Below are 19,551 nucleotides of genomic sequence, written 5' to 3' on the forward strand. Positions count from 1 at the left end.
CATTTGACGGTTTCTATTCAGCATTTCCCGTTTCCCCCCACCTAAATGGCTATTTCCTGATCTCGTACTCCCCTGGTTTCGCGCTGAAGGTGATCGATGGCGGCTTGGTCTGCACCCGTGTGTGTTTTCCATTTTCGATGCGGAAGACGGCCCATTGCCGACGATCCATCCCGGGAATATCAAGGCTCAGAGGAAAAGCCTTATTATGGTTCACGACGGCGCGTCCTTCATCAGCGAAAACCGCATGCGGCATGATCTTCAGCATCCAGCGGTTGGAAAACTTTTCACCTTCGAATACGGCCTTCAGAAAATACATGCCCTTCCCTTCGTACTGAACAAAGGGCGAACTGCTGTAACCGGCAATACGTTTCGGAATACGGGGAAGCTCGATAAAGTCGTTTTTCAGGTCTCCGGTATGTATGAGTTGCTCTTCATCCGCATAGGCACTCAGGTCCAATGAAAAGGAGAGTGCAGCATTCCCGAAACGGTCAGCTTCATCTTCCGTTGTTTCATAGGGCACATAGCGCGGTGTATTTTTGAACACCTGTCCGGCAATCAGAAAGCTGGCCGCTTTTCGCGGAGTGGTTACCATGTTCAGGTTGTGGGAATGATTCCTGGAAAGCCCACCTTCACGATTGTCATATAGGTAGTACGTCCACATGGTCGCCACTTGCGCACCCTGTGCCCGGAAATATTTCGCCATGGCCGGATACAAATAGGTCGATTGGTTATGCCATGTCTCATATTCATAAACGATGGAAGCCTTTTTCCCCTTGAACCGCTTTTCCTGCAGCCAACCCTGCCACTCCCTATCGCGATAGGACTGCTCCAGGTAGGGCAGATAGTTGCGGTCACTCAAATCACGCCGCCCGCTCTTCTGGGCATCATTCTGCCCTGGGTAAGTTGAAAACGAAACGACAGGCACGGCCGAATCCACAGCCGCGTCAAAGGATTCCCAGCCCTGATGCAAAGGCCCCTGCGACCAGAAAAGATTCCAGCATGCGACCGCCGGAACACGTTCTTCATACAGCAACCGATCTATGCGGTTGATGTAGGTTCTAATGGATTCCGTCTTAAAAAGGTTCCATGCATTGGAACTGTCCTGCTGCCCATTGGCAGAAAGCCATTCTTCGTATACGCGCACCCCATCGGGAAATTCACGTTCCGAGGGAACGCTTTTCGGCCAGGTCGGCTCGTTCATAATCTCGGCAATAATCCATCCCGGATACTCTTTATAGATCCGCCCACCATCGTAGGGATTCGGGCGGTTTACCAACTGGCGGATATAGTTGTCGGTTGCCTCCAGTTTTCCGGGCACCACCATGGCCTCCCACTTATGCTCCTTAAGAGCATAATTCAGAATGGCATCCCGGCCCTTCTCCGCGCCCAAATGGTTCAACAGGGCAAAGTTTACATAGATGCCGCGCCGGTGGCACTCCGCCATCGTATAGTCCAGCATATCGAGCCATACCGTTTCGATCAGATTACCTTGCGCATCTGCAAGATCACCCGGACACAAATGGATGCGGATAATATCGCACCCCATCTGTTGGATTTCATCAAACCCCCGATTAACGATCGATTTCCACTGCACCACATCAACCTTTTGGCTTCGGCCTTTGCCGCTTTGCGTGCGATGCCATTCCCACGACATGGCCGACTGGAAATTCACCCCCCACAGCGCAACCTCGTCTCCATCGTCATGATACAACGTCGCATCCTGCACATAGATGCGCTGGAACTGTTCATCGCCGGGACAGGAAACAATCGTTCCATACCAACCCTTGCCACGCTGATCGGCCACAGCCGCCGCAACAAATAATAGAATACAGGGAATCAAGGTACGTAAAGTCATACTCCACCTAATACGCGGCTTGAAGGGTCTGCGCGTCGTTGAACTTGATGTATATCGGATTGCCAACAGCGGTGCGCCCGGCGATGTCGGTCAATTCCACCCGGTAGTAGGCGTTGAACTCACCATTGATTCCGTCGATGGCCACAGGCACATCTGAAACCGATTCAGAGAAGCTGCTCGCGCCTCCGGGATACGTGGCCAGCACCGCGCCGTTGCGGTAAAGCACGACGGCATCGATGGAGGTCTCCGAAGAACCCGAAATTTCCAGTGCAATGGAATCTCCGGCATCAACCTGCAACACCGAACCCATCATTTTTCCGTTGCCTTCAAAGTTGAGCTCCGGCCCATCGGTTGCGTAGGCGTGTCCGTTGGCCAGCGCCTCTTTGAGTTGGCGGTAGCAAAGGCGGTCCATATAGCAAACGGTCCACGGTTTCTGTCCGAGCTGGGAGGCCTTGTGAAAATCGCGTCCGGCACGGGCGGTCAGTTTGTAGCCGCGCTGCAGGTAGGCGTCCCACTCGTCCGTGCGGCGGCGTTCGGTCTCGTCAAAACGCCCCCCGTTCCAGATTTCGTAACCCTGGAAAATCACTTTATGATCCGGCAGGCCGGCCCACTGCCCGTTCGAGTGATTCGGCATCGTCAGCGCGCCCTGCGTCAGACAATCCCGCATCCGGGCGAACACATCGCCATTCTCCGGCACATAGGTTTCAAGGAAGAAGGCGTTGAAGTGCCCAAATTCCATCGTTATTTCTTCGCCGCAGAGGAAAAGAAAATCGTCGTCGTTGAGCGCCTCCATTTCCAGCCGACCGCGAATACTATTGTGCTCGGTGGTCATCACAAAGCTCAGCCCCTTGGAAACCGCATTGGATTTCATATCCGGAATTTTGGAAGCCGCCCGGTCGGCATCGGCACTGTGTTCAGAATGACAGTGCAGCTCCCCGGCATACCAGCCCGGGGCGGAGGCGGCCGCGACCGGCGTGCCGGAACCCGCACTGGACGGCGCGCTCTCGTTGCCGATCGAAACACAGCTCACCTTGTAGTAATAGGTCTGCTCCGGCTCCACCTTCCAGTCGAAGTATTCGTGCACTTCGCACGATGCAATGTTAATCCGGTTAGACGCTGCCGGCACAAAGTCGGCAGTGGTGCCACGATAGAGCCGGAATGAAGAGATATTTTCATTGTTCGGATTGCTCCATCGCACACGTACCACTTCCGGCGAGGCAGTCTGCGTCCAGACCTTGGCCGGCGGAACGAGGTTGAAATAGGCTTTGGTTGAAAAATCGCGGTTGCGCCGGATTTCCACCTCCGGCAACGGACGGCTGTAGAGTTTCAGTTCATCCAGATAGCCGGTAAAATGGCGGTTGCCCGCGCCGTCGCAACCAACCTTCAGCGGGTTGGTGTGGAAATCCTTAATATAACTGCGCCAGCACTGGGTGCGGTTTTTACGGGAACCATCCACATAGGCGCGCAGGTAGCCGCCGTTGAAGCCGCCGTTATAGTTTTCGTCTTCAAGATACCCTTCCCACACGCCTGACACATGCACCCATGTCCCGGTGGTGTCAACACCGGGGCCCTTGCACCCACGCGCCCAGTTATCCTGGTTGTAGGTGAAGTCCATTTTTCCGTCGATCAGCTTGAGCTCGTAGTCGAGGTATTCGCCGGTGGCGCCGCGCGGCTTCTGCAGAATCACCGTATCGCTCTGCGCGACGGTCATATACACCCATCCGTCGATCGAAAGCACATTGGTGGTAGCGATGCTTCCGGCATACGGAACCTCAAACGAGTCGTCACCGTCCAGACAAACCGCCCGACCCGATTTTCCGGCCACATACGAGGGATCGCCGGCTGCGACTCCGTCGTTTCCGTTGCCCGTGGCATCCGCTGCGCCCTGCTCAAAATCCCAGTGTGCCGCCAACCCGGTGCCAACCATGCCTTTCGTGATCGATACGCCGTTGCACAGCGCACTCAGCGTCGCTTCACCGGAGGTGGAGGACGATATGAAAAAGGTGGCTGCCCCGCGGCTATCGGTGAGCTGCGCGGACGAAACCGTATCGACTGCGCCGCGATTCGATGAAAGCGTCACGCTCTGACCGGTCAACCGGCCACCACCGATATCGAACACCACCACGGTTGCTTCGCACTGCTGGGAGCCGTCCGCACGGGCGCAGTACGGGCGCAGCGAAATATAGCTCCGCACACCGTCAACCGCAGAAAAGGCGGCGAACGGAAACAGCAGAATGGTGATTAAAATGGATTTCATTACTTCTTACCGAACTGTTTGCTCTGGGTGAACTCAAGATGCCCGCGGTTGAGGGCCGCCAGCTCTTTTTCGATATCCGCGTACGCCTTTTCACCAGACCGGTTTTTGCGCTCGAGCGGATCTTTTTCATAGTCATAGAGTTCAGTGAATTCCGGCTCTTTCACATACTGATTGCCGTGTTTACCCTTTCGCTCCCAGCCTTTGTACCAGGCAACATAACGGTAGCGTTCGGTGCGAATCGCAATGCCCCAGTATTTGTTGTGCGGATAGATGCTTGCGGCATATTCCTGAACAGATTCTTTGCTGTCTTTTAAAATCGGAACGAGGCTTTTACCATCGAGCCCGTCCGGTGTGTCCTGTCCGGTCAGTTCACAGAGCGTCGGAAAAATGTCGATAAAGTTGGCCGGAGAGGTCGAGTTGCCGACCGGGGTTCCTGCGTTGGCAATGATTAGCGGAACGCGGGTGGACTGCTCATAGGTCGTATGTTTTCCCCAGATCTTTTTATCCCCCAGATGAAAGCCGTGATCGCCCCAAAGCACGACGACGGTGTTTTTATCCAACCCGGTCTCCTTGAGCTTCGCCAGCACCTTCCCGATCTGGGCATCCACATAGGAAACACAGGCCAGGTAACCGTGGATCAGTTCGCGCTGGGCGTCTTCAGGAACCAGCCCCTCTTTCGGTACGCCGCTGTAATCGCGGGCTTCAATGTAGTCTGTTTCTGCGCAGGCCGGAGCCCCTTCGGGATAATCCTGAAACGCAGCAAGTTCCAGCTTATCGCGTTCATACAGATCCCAATATGTTTTAGGAGCAACAAACGGCAAATGCGGTTTCAGAAAACCGACCGCGAGGAAAAACGGCTTGTCCGAATCTTTCAACATCTCCAGCTGCTCAACACCGCGGTTGGCAATGGCACCGTCTTTATACGCATCGTCGGGCACATCATAGCACTCCACAGCCGGGCCGCCGCCATGATCGCGCACATAGGAACGAAGCGGCTTGCCGCTGAGTCCCTTGGACTGCCCCTCCTTCTTCAGCTTAGCAACCAGATCCTTCAATGCCGGATCGTGATAGTGGCCGTCAACGATCGGCCCGCCGGTTTCGGGGTTGTGAGGGTTTAGGCCATGAAATGTTGTCCAGGAGATTTTGTCCTGCGGGCCCTGCCAATCGTCTTCCACATTCCGGGGATCAAATATTTTTCCCGTTCCAATGGTGGTGTAGCCATTGTTTTTGAAATGCTGCGGAAGCGTCAGAATATCGGGATGCATCTCGCGCATTTTATACCGGCCGCCCCCCATGCCGTAGATGCCGATGCTGTCCGGATAATACCCGGTCAGCAGACTCACGCGCGACGGCCCGCAAACCGCCTGCTGGCAATGCGCGTTCAGGAACACCGTTCCGGCGTCGGCCAATTTATCAATGTGCGGGGTAATCGCTTCATCATAGCCATAGCAACCCAGCAGCGGCTTCAGATCATCCACCGCAATAAACAACACGTTTTTCGGCTTAGCAAATGTAGTCAGCATTGAGCACGTAACTGCCAATAAAATTATTCCCGGTTTCATTTTCATAATCATCCTACTTCTTCGCTCCGTATTCGCCGAACGTATGGGGAAGGCTGGACATGAACCCCTCCAGCTCCATCTGCTTTCGCTTGAGGATTGCGGCATACTCCGGATTGGCGGCCAGGTTCTTCTGTTCGTAAAGGTCTTCATTCAGATCAAACAACTGGTCAGCATCCCAGAACGACGGATACATCTGTTCATTCTGATAGTTATGATGATCAACACCCGTCCAGAAAACCTCACGGGGACGTTCCTTCATCTTTTTCTCCACTTCGGGCGTAACGCGGTTGGCGAGATATTTCCAATCCCTGGAAACGATTCCCCTGGCATTCCCTGCTTCAATCAGCATGGCCTTCCGCCAGTCTTCGGGCTCGCCTTTACCGGCCAGCTGCTGTGTAAAACTGCGGCTATCGGTCGCCATGTCCTCCGGCAAAGCCCCACCCGCCAGCTCTACCAGCGTGGCCGCAAAATCAATATTACCGATCAGGCTGTCACAACGTGCCCCGGCCTTTACTTTGCCCGGCCACTCAATCAACAGCGGCACCTTGGCCCCGCCTTCATAAACGCTGTTCTTACCGCGGCTGCCATGGTCACTGGTATAAATGACGATCGTGTTTTCGCGCAAGCCGAGTTCATCCAGCTTGCTCAGCACCGCACCGACATAGTCATCCATGCGCGTCGCCATGGCATTCTCCTTGGGAACGCCAGCCTCTTTGCACCGCTTCAGCACATCGTCGTTGGACGGCAACAGCTTCATCGGCTCAGGCAACAGACCATTGGAGGTCACACGGCGGTCATACGACTCAATCTGGTTATAATCAAAAATATACTGTCCGTGCGGTACCGGCAGTGAGCAGTATAGAAAGAAGGGCTGGCCCTTGCTTTCTTCGATAAACTTCAATGCCCCCTCGCACTGCCAATCGAGGTTTACGATGGAATTGCCCCACTCCATGCGATCCACCACATCCCAACCGAATCCATCACTCAGGTAATTCACCCCGGCCTTATACGCCTTTTTCAGCTTGGCCTCGAAGGTTGCCACGTCGTCATATTGCGCATTTGGCTCGCGCTCATTCTTTTTCATCTTCGGCATACCGACCGTTTTATCATCAGGAAGATTGTGCCATTTCCCGATGATCCCGGTGCGGTACCCGGCAGCCTGCAGCGTTTTGGGCAGGTTGGTTTCCTCGCGCAGAATCGCAGGACGCCAATCCAGCTGGGCATGCGTACCGGCGGGATAATCCTTCTGAAGTTCAATGCCGCGCGTCGCATAGCGTCCGGTCATCAGGCAGTAGCGGCTCGAGGTGCATACCGTTCCATTCACATAAAACCGAGTAAACAGCATACCGCCATCCGCCAGCGAATCGATATTGGGGGTCAGCACCTTTGAATCGATCTTCTTATTCCAGAACCCACGCTCCTTCGCGCCGGTGTGCGTGGCCCAGATATCCGTCATATCCCGTGTACAATTGATCTCATCTCCATCCAGGTCATCGGCATAGATAAATACAATATTCGGTTTCGCATAGCCCATCGTTACGGCAAACAATGCCGTCATTAGCACCCACTTTTCCATTATTTTATTTTCTCCATGTGCATACTGAACAGCTCCATTTTGGAAACGGATTTTTCATCGCCCGTTTCCAACAACTCAACCCTCAGAACCTGATCCCCAGCGTCTAAATGGATCGTTCCGAAATCATGATATTTTTGGCCGGCGCCAAGCATCACTTCGCATGTTTTTCCGCCAGCGGTTAAGCGAATCTTCGTGTTCGAGGGAACACCGAGTGCCCGCAAATTGACCGTATAGGTGCCCGCCTCCAAGACGCGTACCTTCATCTCCTGAACGGCACCGATCTCTCTGAAAAATGTGTTTGCCCAGGTCACTGAGTTTTCGCCTTTGAAGCGATAGGCGCACTCCATTTCCAGATAGGCGTTCGGGCCCACTTCCTGCACCGGATCGCTCCAGGCGTGTGGGTCGGCTTTGATCTCAGTGAACGCATCAAAATAAGCAGACTGCATAGCCGAAAATTTTTCCGGCATGGCTTTCTTGAGATCCTTCTTTTGCTCCGGATCTTTGGAAAGATCAAACAAGCCCCAATGGCCCTTCTCATTTACAACCACCCAGTCGCCCTGAACGAAGCAGGTTTCGCGGCCGTTCAGCGGCATCGAGTGTTCCGTAAACCGATAGTTCCAACCATCGGAAGCTTTATGCTGCTGCGGCTTGCCTGTTTCGCCGACAAAGAAACCCCGCCCCGGCCACTTGGTATTTCCGTTAACCAGAGGCAAGAGGCTTTGGCCGTTAAGTTTCGGCGTGCCAGCCGGGCGCTTTCCATCAGCCAGTTCTACGAGCGTCGGATAGATATCCATCACCAGCGTCATCCCCTCCACCACCTTCGGCTCAAATTTAGCAGGGCAATATATGGAGAGCCGGTTGCGCACGGCGCATTCCCAGCCGGTCGCCTTTTTGCCGCGGAAGCCCGATGGGTTTCGTGCCGCCCATTCTTCATCGTTCAGATTATAGTAGTCTTTCGTCAGCGCAAAATATCCGTCCTCATTCTGTTTCAGAATGCGCGTCGTTGGCGTCGGGCCGTTGTCGCCGAAAAAGAGCACGATGGTATTTTCGGCCAATCCTGAATCTTCCAATGATTGGAGAACCCGCCCGACCTGGGTATCGAGCTGCTCCATCATGCCGAGAAACATGGCATAGTGCTCGCCGACCCCTTTTGCCATATATTTTTGCTGGAGTTCCGGTGGGCAGAGCCACGGCTCGTGCGGCGCGGCATACGGGATGTAGAGGAAGAACGGATTCTCCTTCTGCGCTTCAATAAAACGGATCGCCTTATCCGTAACGCGCTCCACCTGCCAGCCGTCTTCGCGCCCGTCATACGTTCCGTTGTGAAAAAACGGTGGATTAAAATGCTCGTAGCGCCCATAGCTTCGGACATCCTCGCGCACCACCGGCCAGGCTTCGTCAAAACCACGGCGCGAAGGAAGTTCTGCATCGCTCAGGCCGAGGTTCCACTTACCCATCATCCCGGTCACATAGCCCGCATCCTGCATCGCTTCAGACAAAAAATATTCATCCAGATGCGGTGCCTCCGCTCCGAAACCGACGGCCGAGGTTCCTGTCCGCATAAAGTTCCGGCCGGTCATCAGCGCCGAACGCGTCGGTGCACAGGCTGCCGCCGTGTAGAAGCGAGTAAACTGCACGCCGTCCTTCATCAGCCGATCCATCACCGGTGTCTCCAGCGGCGGCTGCCGGAATCCATAGTCATCGAATCCCTGATCATCCGTCAGGATCAGCACAATGTTGGGTTTCGAAACCGCGAATCCATTGCAGCAAAGAGCCAGCAATCCAAACACAAGGAACCGCAACATAATTACTCTCCAAATTCCCCGAACGGACGGCCGATGTCCTGAACGTAGCCGGTCAGGTGCACCTGCATCTCTTTCATGACCTTCTGGTATTCAGGATTTGCTGCAAGATTGCTCTTTTCGTTCGGATCCTTCCGCAGATCAAACAACTGATCGGGATCCGCAAAACCAAACCGTTTATACATCTGCCCATACGGCGTCTTGACCCACAGGCGGTCAAAGTTGCCCGCATCAATGTTTTCTGCCAGCGTGCCGCTTAGATTTGGACTCATGCCGCGCTTGAGCATCTGATCGTTGTAGCGAATGGCGATGTATTTGTGATCTTTGGTCACCACGGATTTCGCATAGCCCATCTCGGTGTAGATGGCCTCTTTGAGCACATCGGTTTTTCCGCTCCAGACCGGCAAAATGCTCATCCCGTCGAGATGCAGCCCCTCAACCGGCTTCGCCTGAGCCACGTCCATGAAGGTGGCCGCCATATCCGTCACATCAATCAGCGTATCATTCACCTGTCCCGCCTGAAGGCCGCCGTCCGGCCAGCGCACGATGAAGGGAATATTGTTGCCGCATTCATACGGCGTGGCTTTTCCGGTAGCCTGCTGATCCGCAAGGTAAATAACCAGCGTATTGTCAGCAACGCCCATTTCATCGAGTTTGTCGAGAATCACGCCGACTCCTTCATCCGTCCACATCATCATCTCCGCCACGACCCCTTTGTTTTTAGGTATGTCTGAGCGGGGGCCCATCACTCCGACGGCTTTATCGGTAATCCCTTCGGGAGTCACCGTAACATCGGCACTTTCGATCGGTTCGTGCGGGCCATGGGTCGGCGTGAAAGCCGTCCACAGGAAAAAGGGTTTATCGTCCGGTGCCTGATCGAGAAAGTCGAGCGCGCCTTTCACCGTGTATTCCACATTGTGATGTTCCAAAGCCTTGGGATACTGATCCACCACATTTCCGGCCGTAATGCATTCCGCATAATCAAAGCCGTAGCCATGAATCAGGTCGCGTTGAATCTCAACAGACTCCTGAAGCATCGCCTTGATCGCCGGGTCGTTCGGATCGGCATCATTCGGAATGTCATGCAGCGGGAGCAGTTCATGAAAATCACTGTGCCACTTACCGGACGCACCGGTATAATACCCCGCCTTCTGTAGCGCCTGCACAATCGTGCGGTCGGTCTCGCAGAAGAAAGCGCCGTTTCGGATCGGCGGCTGATAATCATATTCCTTGAACAGCCGGTTTCGGCAGCGACTCGGGTAGGATCCGGTTAAACAGCTGTATCGCGTCGGAACGCAGAGCGCCGAGGTGGTATAAGCACGCGTGTGAAGCACCCCCTCTTTGGCCAGGCGATCAATATGAGGCGTCGCATACTTCGCTCCATATGCACCAATGCTGTTCATATTTTGATCATCACCAATCAGCACCAGAATATTCGGGCGCTCCGCCGCATGGGCCATCACAACAGTGCTCAAAACAATCAAAGTCAAAATTCTTTTCATCTCATTCTCCCTGTATCTGTAATCGTATAAATTCATGCATGCTTTCGTCAGTATCGACCCGGTTGGTAACCGACTCGAACGCGTCATCAACCGCACCCGCACCCACCTCAACAACGCCATTGGTTTTCCAACCATTGGAAACCAGGTTGGTAGTCGTTTCGACCCAATACACCAGCGTGTCGTCATCCGTGCGGCGGCGGTAGACATATTTCCAGCCATCGACATTTCCAAGGCTTGGAAGAATCCCATCATCATTCGCGTTGGTCGGATTCCCGCCGAGCGCGTATTCCGCCAGGTTATCGATTAAATCATCATCCGGATTCGCATCCATCGCAGCATCCACGCCAGTCAGTCCATATCCGGCAATCCATGTGCCGAACAAGGACTGGCCGGCCTGAAGGCAAACGGATTCCACAAGCAGATCCACGGCGTTTGCATCCGAAACAGTCGTTGAATTGATGCCGGGGCGAAGCGCATTGCTGAAAAAGGCGGAAGACGACACAAACGCATGTGAATAGGTATCCACCGGGGCGGTCTTCAGCGGATCATCTGCCCGGTTATAGATAGTGGCTGTGGCCGTCCAGTTGGATGCAGTTGCGCCTTTAGCCATAGCCAGCTCCATCGTAATCCAGTCCGAAACCGAGCCCGGCCCGTTGGTGGTACCAATGTCTGAAGCGGCAAACGTGTTTCCGCTCTTGAACGAACTCCCGCCGGAATCCTCAAACAGCCCGAGCCGGTAGGTGCCATCCGCCCGACGTTTGAAGCTGAGCGATATGACCGAGCCGTCCGATGCGGCGAACTCAACGCGGAACAGGTTCTTTTCGGCCACCGACGCAGCCGTCTCAGTAAACCGGAAGGTCGCACCCACCTTGAGGTCATCACCCGAAACAGGTGTGTAGTATGCCTTCTGCCAACTATTGGCATCCACAGCGACCGACCCTGTTCCATTTGTATTCACGGTAAAGGTGCCGGCATCGCCCGTCCAACCGCCCTGCCCGACCAGCTCGCCGGAGGCATACCCTTCATCCGCCGTAAACTCAATGACTGTGCGCTCGATTTCATCGTGGGTGTAGATATACATGCCGTCGGCGCAGGCCGTGAAGAAACGGCCTTCGGTGTCCACCAGCATCGAATTGATCATCGTGACGGCCTCCGGCGCGTCCGGCTGCGTTGGGCCGTGCAGTTTGGCCCAGGTGATGCCGCCGTCCACCGAACGGTAGAACGGCTCCATCAGCAGCCCGCCGGGAACCGGATGGTTGAGGTTCTCGCCTTCAGCCCATCGGTCGAGCTGATGGTGGTTGTGGCTCTTAGACGCATAAACAACATGTTCATATCCGGGGCGCGGATCGAACTCCACAAACCCCATCCACGGCACCGGCTCAAGCGCGCTGAAATAGAGGTTCGGTTCCAGGCCGGTGTCGTTGAGTTCCCAATCATTGAAAACTTCGGAGTATTCATAGATGCCGCTGCGGCCGGCCATCAGGATGCGCAGGTTGCCCGCGCTGGTCGCCGGATCGATGGCCAGCAGTTTTTGCGGGGGTAGGCTGTACGTTCTTCTCATGCCGGACACATGCCAGAATTTTCCCGAAAGCCCCGGCACGGCCTCTTTCGGCGGCTCGGGAAGAGGCGTCCAGTTTGCTCCGCCGTCGACCGACACATACATGCCTAGGCTGGCCGCATCCACGCCCACCTCAATGTCGTCAACGCCGATGATCAGGTCGGGATTTGAGGATGACATCGTGACGATGTATTTGTTCATGTCCGTCCAGCTGCTTCCGCCGCTGTCGCTCCGCAGCCGCCCGGCATAAACACGGTTGGTGTTCACCGACGACCAGAAAACCAGACAGTTGATATACAGCGTATCGGGTTGCTTGATACCGGTATCAATCCAGTTAACCCCTGCATCGTACGATTCAAGGATGTTGCCGACTTCCGAGTAGGAGCCGATCATGTGGTCGGTGTTGTTGGGATCGTAAGCCATGCCGCTCATGTTGCGCGAGTCGCCCCACGAGACTCCGGGCAGCGGATTGGCAGCATCGCCCAGGTCATCAAAAAGCTGGTTGTTATGATGCGAGATGCCCTTCCACATCAAACCGCCGTTTGTAGAAACCACCACACCGTATTCCTTGGCACCAATGCTCCAGTGATCCGGATTGCCTGGCGAAACGGCAATCTGCGTCATCGCCTTGCAGGGCCCCCCGTTGGCATAGGTGGCAAAATTCGCACCGAAGTCCGAACTCTTCATCAGGCCGCCGAGGACCCACTTGGTGCACACAATCACCTCATTGGATTTTCCCGGCACCCACGCAAAGTTTTTCGAGGCCCATGATCGAAGATCATCCTCGCGGAGGCCGAGCCCGTAGGTATCATGATCCGAGGGCGTCCACCCCATCAGCGATGGACAATAGCCATCGACCGAGCGGTCGGTACCCAGCCACGTCGCGCCGCCATCCAGCGAATAGCGCACCGCATCCAGCATCCTTCCTCCGCAGAGCAGCACCACATGATCTGCATCCGCCGGATTGACATGCACGCTGGCAAAGGTATCGCTATTTTCCGTACCCAGCACGGCCGTAGATAAGGTCAGGGTTTCGCCCCAATCGGAAAACTCCTGCAACTCGCGTCCGCCCTGCGGCCAGCGTGCCGGAAAGGCCCGGCGGATCACCCAGCCCTTCGATGGATCAGACGGATCGATTTCCACATCCACAAAGTCGGAATACCCCGCATGCAACCGGGTGGTTGAGCTGACCGCGCCATTTGCTTCAATCTCTATCCGCCACAGCTCCCCCTGCGAAATCGCAAAATTGGCTCTACTGTCCGCAAAATATAGACCGCGCGACTGGTGCACCGTCATGCCCAGCGCGTCGTAGATTCGGATATCATCCAACGAGCCCGTAAAATTTCTGATCCCCGATGCCACTCCGGCCACATAAACCTGACCTGCACCGGCATGCCCGAAATCATCCACACCGGCATCAACCGTGGCCTCTTCCTCGCCATCGACAATAAGGTGCATCATTCCGGCATTCCAGGAACCGACCACATGGTGCCACTCGCCGTCCCCGACCGCCGTTAAGGATGAAAGCTCGTGAAGTACACCATCGCCTGCACGAACCGTCCATTTAACCTGCCCGCCAACCATGGAGAATTCAAAATAGTCATTCGAACCGGCAGACACCATGACCTGATCAGCACTGTTGGTGGTTTTGACCCAACAGGAAACCGTCAATTTTTCCTGAACGTTGGTGTAGACCATTCCGGAGGCCGTCAAACGATTGGCAACGGTTCCGTTAAACTCCGCCGCGTGGGATCCATCGGCACACGATTCATTCCAGCCGGAAACGGTACCGACTAAATCATAGGCTTTATTGCCGCCGACCAGCTTCTCATCCAGTCTCCAGTTTTCGGAATAATTGGTGTATTCAAAATTATAGGCGGGCACATTCTGGCCGGCAATGTGGCGCGGCATACGGCGCGGATTCAGCAAAGCATAGATGACCGTGTTCGTACCGCCCACCGTCGCAGCCGAGAAATGCTTAATCGACCGATCCGCCAGCTCAGGCGCCAACAGCGACCACGTTGCCCCTCCGTCGGTCGACCGCTGTAGTCCATCCGTGGTGGTTCCCAGAAAAATGTGGTTGGAACGAGTGGGCGTTGGATCTTCCAGAATGCGGTTTTTTCCGGTCTTGTTTTCGATCAACTCGTAGGAGCCGGACGGCAGCTGATAAATGTGTTCCCAGGTCTCGCCCAGATCCGGCGAACGCCACAGCCCGGCAGGCGTGTAGCCGGCGGGCAGACTTTTCCATGGACGCGCCGCAATCAGCACATAGATGGTCTCCGGGTCAACCCGCGAAAACTTAACCGCCCGTGCCTTGGCCTCATACGTGCCGAGATAGGGATGGTGTAGCGGCAGGAAGTCGCGACCGTTCGAGGTCATCACCATCGCCCACTCGTTATCGAGAAAAATCTGGCGGTCGGTATCAAATGGAGACACGGCAATATCAAGCCCCTGCTGGACATGATCCCAGCCCGCTCCCGCCGGATGGCCGTTTTCAAAATGCCCCGGCCCCGGGAACGTGTTGCGCTGCCACTGGCCTGCCAGCACCGCTCCGGATACAAGCAACAGAATGGCTATGATTCGTTTCATTCGCCAAAGATCCTCAATCGAATAAATTTCTGATCACTGTCCGCGGCGCCCACCTCGTTGGTGACCGCTTCAAACTCGGCATCAATCCATCCTGTATCGATCTCGACGATTCCATTGGTGGTCCAGATCCCGGAAACCAGATTGGATGAGGTTTCAACCCAATATTCCAACCCGGCGACTTCGGGATCGAGGCGGCGTCGGTAGACATAGGTTTCTCCAAGGATTGGAAGAATACCTTCATCCCCGGCATTGGTGGGAATACCACCTAGCGCATACTCGGTCAGGTTGTCGAGCAGGTCAAAGTCCGGGTCGGCCGTATACCCGGCATCCGCACCCGACAATCCATACCCGGCAATCCAGCTCATAAACGCAGTAGCGCCGGACTCGAAATAAACCGACTCCACCACCACGTCTGAAATATTAGCCGCAAGCGCTGCCGCAGAATTGAGCGTTGGCCTGAGCAGGCTTTCGTAGAAGTCCGTCGATGAAACAAAATCGACCGTGAAGGATTCCAACGGAGCGCTCAATCTGCCGGGATCATCCGTCAGGTTGTATAACACGGCCTTCGCCATCCAGTTGTTCTCCGTTGCGCCCTTGGTGAGCGACAGCTCCAGATACAGCGGATCGGATGCAGCGCCTGCCCCGTTCGTTGTGCCGATATCTTCGGGAAGCAGATCGGTTCCGTTGAAGAAGGAACTGCTGCCTGAATTCTCAAAGAAGCCCAGCTCATATTTCCCGGAATTGAGGCGCTTGAAACTGAGCGATGCCGCTTCGTTGCCGAAGCCGCCGAATTCCAGGCGGAACATATTCTGGCTGCCGGAAGACGCGGCTGTTTCCGAAAAACGGAACTCGGTGCCCAACGTATACGAAGACCCGGAAGCCCCGGCCAGCGCAGGACTGTGGTTCACTTTCTTCCAGGCGCTGGAACCGACCGATACCGAACCGGGCAGGTTGGTATCCACCATAAATGAGCCGGCATCCCCCGCCCAACTCAGCTGCCCGACGAGATCGCCGTTCACATAGCCTTCGTCAGCAACAAATTCGATGGTGTCTCCGCCGAGCCCCGCATCTTCGTCGGAAAAGATATAGATGCCCTCGGTCGTAGCGGCGAACATGCGCCCGCGCATGTCAACGGTCATGGATTCAATCATCGCCGCACTCGGTGCATCCGGACAACTGTGCAGTTTTTCCCAGGTGATTCCGCCGTCGAGCGAACGGTAGAACGGTTCAAAGTTTTCACCGCCGGGATAGGCGTGGTTCAGATTTTCCTCGCCCGCCCAGTCGCCGAGCGTTCGGTCATCGTTCTGCTTGGCGGCGTATACAATGTGCCCAGAGCCGGGGCGCGGATCGAAGACGACAAAACCCATCCAAGGCACCGGTTCGATGAGATTATAGTGCGTGCTGCTTTCCAAGCCGATATTCCGGAGCGTCCAATCATTGGAAGCTTGGTTGTATTCATAGATGCCGCTGCGACCGGCGAGCAGAATGCGCAGGTTTTCCGAAGCGGGATCGATGGCAACCAGCGCATCGGCCATGCAGTTCCACTTGCGCCCGCTGGCGGTTACCAGCCACTGCTTGCTCGTGCCGGGAACGGTTTCTCGCGGCGGGTCGGGCAGGCTCGTCCAGCTGTCACCACCGTCGGTCGATACATGCATATTGAGGCTGGCGGCCGTCACATCCGTCTGCCAACTGTTGACGCCGACAAGTAGATCGGAGTCGGAATCGCAAACCGAAATGACCACTTTACCGATATCGCTCCAGGTCACGCCGGCATCATCACTTTTCATGCGACCGGCATAAACACGGTTTGGATCAGTACGGCTCCAGAAAACATCCACCCATAGATCCATCGGATTGCGGAAGCCGGTATCCGTCCAGGAAAGCCCCGCATCGGTAGAGCGCAGCAGATAACCTTTCTGCGACCACGCCGCGACCATGATGTCGGCATCAACCGGATGGAACGCCACACCGCATCCGACGCGTGCCGCCGTCCACCAGGATCCGTTGGCCTGCGCCTGATTGGCCAGGCTTGCGAGCAGGTCGTCATTATGATGGGTTTGGGCCGTCCAGCTCAGTCCGTTATTGGTGGTGACAGAAAAACCATGTTCATAAAGTCCGATGGACCAGCGGTCCGGATCGCCGTGCGCTACATTGAACTGGCCGAGATCCTTGATCGGCCCGCCGGTCGCTGCGGTCTCCCAGGTGGCACCGTAGTCGGAACTTTCGAACACCCCGCCGTGCGTGGCGCAAATCCACAGCAACTTGTTTGGCGATCCGGGAACAAAGGCAAACGGCGAACCGGAAAAGACGGCGTTGATATCACTTTCAAGTCCCGCGCCGTAGGTTTGATAGTCCATGGGCGTCCAGCTGTCGATGGACGGAAGATGATCGCCGACCTTGCGATCGGTATCCAGCCATGTGGTGCCGCCATCGATGGAGCAGCGCAGGCCATAGCGCATCGGGCCGCCGCAGGCAAGGAACACCTGGTTGGTGTCGCCGGGGTTCACCAGAATTTCATCGAAGGTCTGATATTTTTCGTTGCGCACGGCGGTGGAGAGCGTGAGCGTTTCGCCGAAGTTGGAAAAGCGATGAAGTTCGCGTCCGCCATAGGGATAGCCGAATGGATTGCTCTTGCGGATGACCCAGCCGGATGAGGGATCGAGCGGATTGACTTCCACACTATGGAAATCGGCCAGCGGGGCGTGAAGGCGAACGGCTTCAGCAATGTCTCCGGCAGCATCCACGCGGATGCGCCAGAGCTGTCCCTGCGGCATCGGGTTTTTGTGATCTTCTTCCAGGTAGATTCCACGGGCGTATGTGAGGGTCAGCGCGCGCGAATTGTAGATGCGCAGGTCGTCGAGCGTGCCAACGAAATTTTCTCCAATGACGCCGTTAACAGCGTTCCCGCTACCGAGCAGCGAGCCTCCGGCATCCCCGGCGGCGACTTTTTCGCCATCCACATACAGCTCCACATCTCCTCCGTCAAACACACCGGCCACGTGGTGCCAGTCGCCGTCGTCGATGCGCGGGCCGACCACCTCGGTCACAGTTCCACCGGAATCGCGAACGGCCCAGACCACCCCGCCCGGCGCATCGCCGGCGGATGTTTCAAACCGCGATATGATCCGGTTATAGAGATGTGTATTGGACTGCTGATCGGCCTGATTGATTACTCCGTACAATGGATTGTTGAAATAGGCGGCTGATGTATCAAATGTGGAAGGAGAATGACGCTTCACCTCAACCCCGTCGGTCAGGTTACTGAGAATGCAAACGGCCGACCATGAAGCCGCGTCTTCCCCGCGGGTCAGAGTCAGCTGAAGCCAGAGATCATCCGACTCTGTGTCCGCTGCACTGTCAAACCCAAGCGCATCTTCATCAAACTCGCCGGAGTCTCCGCCGGTGCTTGAGCTGCCGGTGTTCTCCCAGAAGTTCAGTTTGTATTTCTCATTATCCCAGGCGCGCCGCTTGAACTGCACGGCCAACCGGCCTGCACCCGTTACCGGCGCTTCAAAAATTTCCAATGCCAGGAAATTTTTATCGCCGCTCAATGCCGTTGTATCGCGGCTGAATGAAAACTGAACTCCAATCGAATAAATATCGTTGGAACCCATCCCGGTTCCATGGATGACTTTTTTCCAGGAGGTGGAGTCATCCAGCGTCACCATCCCCGGGCTGTTGGTATCGACCAGGAAGCCTGCGTCGCCGCTCCAGCTGCTATGGTTTCTAAGCTCCCCGGGAACATAACCGGTCGTGAATTCCTCTAACGCAACGTTGGTCACGGATCCGCCCTGACGGGTTCCCAGTTCGAAGTATTCGTTTGGATCGTATGACACAATGACCTGATCGGCATTGTTGGTGGTCTGCACCCAGGCCGACACCGACAGATCCGAATATGTTCCGGCATACGTAAGATTGATAGAGTCCAAAAAGGTTGTGCCATCGAACAGTGCGGCATGACGACCTTCTATGACAGAATCGGTCCAACCGGACACCGATCCGGCGAGGTCGTATCCATTATCGGATGCATCTTCGAGGTTTTCGTTAAACTGCCATTGCGCGGCAACATCGCCGGGAGCCCAGGCATCGAGCGGAATGGTTTCGCCGGCCGTGTGGCGCGGCATGTTTTTTTCAGCAATGGCATACAAAATGGTTTCGTTGGCGTCATTGGTTACAGCGGTAACCATGCGCATGCGGCGGCGGAACAATCCGTCCGCAACCGACGACCAGCTCGCACCGTTATCGGTGGAGCGCAGAAGCCCCTCGGAGGTGGATGCAAACCAGAGATGATTGGAGCGCGCGGGGCACGGGTCTTCCAGAATCATTGTCCGCCCGTTGTTGTCCGCACTGTCGTGTTCGTAGCCACCGGCGGGCGGCTGGTAAAGATGCTGCCAGGTTTCGCCGCGGTCGGTGCTGCGCCACAAGCCGGCGGGCGAGTTGACGGGATCGATGCTGTCCCAATATTCGTGAGCAATGCGCAGGTAGAAGGTGTCGGCATCATAGCGCGAAAATTCGACGCTCTGAGCGGAACACTCGGGCGCACCGATGTGCTGCATGCGCAGCGGCTTATAGTTGATGCCGTCTTCGGTGTAGACCGCGCCCCACTCGTTTTCAAGCACGGCGCGAAAATTCGGGTCCAGCGGAGACACCGAGATATCCATGGTGCTTTCCATGTGGCTCCAGCCCGCGCCGGGCGCAAATCCATGGTCCACATGCCCCTGCCCCGGAAACGTGTTGCGCTGCCAGTCGCTGGCCGATGCTCCACCCGAAGTGAGCACCAGCGCCAACCCCAGCTGCTGTATCCATCCTGTTTTCATGCTTTCACCTTACCAAAAACCCCGCGGGGAAAC

The 19,551-nt window shown here is 55.7% G+C and carries 8 protein-coding genes; all 8 read right to left on the bottom strand.

Annotated features, from left to right (window positions below; all coding sequences use genetic code 11):
• Nucleotides 1-49: 49 nt before the first annotated feature.
• Genes E9954_RS07855 through E9954_RS07890 form a run of 8 tightly spaced genes read right to left on the bottom strand, consistent with a single transcriptional unit; the run spans nt 50 to nt 19,518 of the window.
• Complete coding sequence (locus tag E9954_RS07855; RefSeq protein WP_136078653.1) at nt 50-1,855, bottom strand: glycoside hydrolase family 5 protein; 1,806 nt, start codon at nt 1,853-1,855, stop codon at nt 50-52.
• Nucleotides 1,856-1,862: 7 nt separating this feature from the next.
• Entirely contained in the window at nt 1,863-4,112 is a 2,250-nt protein-coding gene (locus tag E9954_RS07860) for a CehA/McbA family metallohydrolase (RefSeq protein ID WP_136078654.1), read from the bottom strand.
• Nucleotides 4,112-5,635 (bottom strand): sulfatase, encoded by a 1,524-nt coding sequence (locus tag E9954_RS07865; RefSeq protein ID WP_168442070.1) that lies wholly within the window; start codon nt 5,633-5,635, stop codon nt 4,112-4,114. Before E9954_RS07865 ends, E9954_RS07860 begins: the two co-directional genes overlap by 1 nt.
• A gap of 52 nt (nt 5,636-5,687) precedes the next feature.
• The gene (locus E9954_RS07870; protein ID WP_136078656.1) at nt 5,688-7,250 is read right to left on the bottom strand and encodes a sulfatase family protein; all 1,563 of its coding nucleotides are present in this window, start codon (nt 7,248-7,250) and stop codon (nt 5,688-5,690) included.
• Nucleotides 7,250-9,055 carry a sulfatase-like hydrolase/transferase gene (locus E9954_RS07875; RefSeq protein ID WP_136078657.1) on the bottom strand — a complete coding sequence of 602 codons (1,806 nt, stop codon included), beginning with the start codon at nt 9,053-9,055 and terminating at the stop codon, nt 7,250-7,252. Before E9954_RS07875 ends, E9954_RS07870 begins: the two co-directional genes overlap by 1 nt.
• A gap of 2 nt (nt 9,056-9,057) precedes the next feature.
• Nucleotides 9,058-10,554 (bottom strand): sulfatase family protein, encoded by a 1,497-nt coding sequence (locus E9954_RS07880; RefSeq protein ID WP_168442071.1) that lies wholly within the window; start codon nt 10,552-10,554, stop codon nt 9,058-9,060.
• Nucleotide 10,555: 1 nt separating this feature from the next.
• Nucleotides 10,556-14,701, bottom strand: coding sequence for a LamG domain-containing protein (locus E9954_RS07885; RefSeq protein ID WP_136078659.1), 4,146 nt, complete (start codon nt 14,699-14,701; stop codon nt 10,556-10,558).
• The gene (locus E9954_RS07890) at nt 14,698-19,518 is read right to left on the bottom strand and encodes a LamG-like jellyroll fold domain-containing protein (RefSeq protein ID WP_136078660.1); all 4,821 of its coding nucleotides are present in this window, start codon (nt 19,516-19,518) and stop codon (nt 14,698-14,700) included. Before E9954_RS07890 ends, E9954_RS07885 begins: the two co-directional genes overlap by 4 nt.
• Nucleotides 19,519-19,551: the final 33 nt, after the last annotated feature.

The organism is Pontiella desulfatans (genome assembly GCF_900890425.1).
GTDB lineage: Bacteria > Verrucomicrobiota > Kiritimatiellia > Kiritimatiellales > Pontiellaceae > Pontiella > Pontiella desulfatans.

What these genes read in the sequence shown, in the direction of transcription:
- E9954_RS07855 (WP_136078653.1), bottom strand. Translation starts at nt 1,855, where the DNA reads ATGACTTTACGTACCTTGATTCCCTGTATTCTATTATTTGTTGCGGCG.
- E9954_RS07860 (WP_136078654.1), bottom strand. Translation starts at nt 4,112, where the DNA reads ATGAAATCCATTTTAATCACCATTCTGCTGTTTCCGTTCGCCGCCTTT.
- E9954_RS07865 (WP_168442070.1), bottom strand. Translation starts at nt 5,635, where the DNA reads ATGCTGACTACATTTGCTAAGCCGAAAAACGTGTTGTTTATTGCGGTG.
- E9954_RS07870 (WP_136078656.1), bottom strand. Translation starts at nt 7,250, where the DNA reads ATGGAAAAGTGGGTGCTAATGACGGCATTGTTTGCCGTAACGATGGGC.
- E9954_RS07875 (WP_136078657.1), bottom strand. Translation starts at nt 9,055, where the DNA reads ATGTTGCGGTTCCTTGTGTTTGGATTGCTGGCTCTTTGCTGCAATGGA.
- E9954_RS07880 (WP_168442071.1), bottom strand. Translation starts at nt 10,554, where the DNA reads ATGAAAAGAATTTTGACTTTGATTGTTTTGAGCACTGTTGTGATGGCC.
- E9954_RS07885 (WP_136078659.1), bottom strand. Translation starts at nt 14,701, where the DNA reads ATGAAACGAATCATAGCCATTCTGTTGCTTGTATCCGGAGCGGTGCTG.
- E9954_RS07890 (WP_136078660.1), bottom strand. Translation starts at nt 19,518, where the DNA reads ATGAAAACAGGATGGATACAGCAGCTGGGGTTGGCGCTGGTGCTCACT.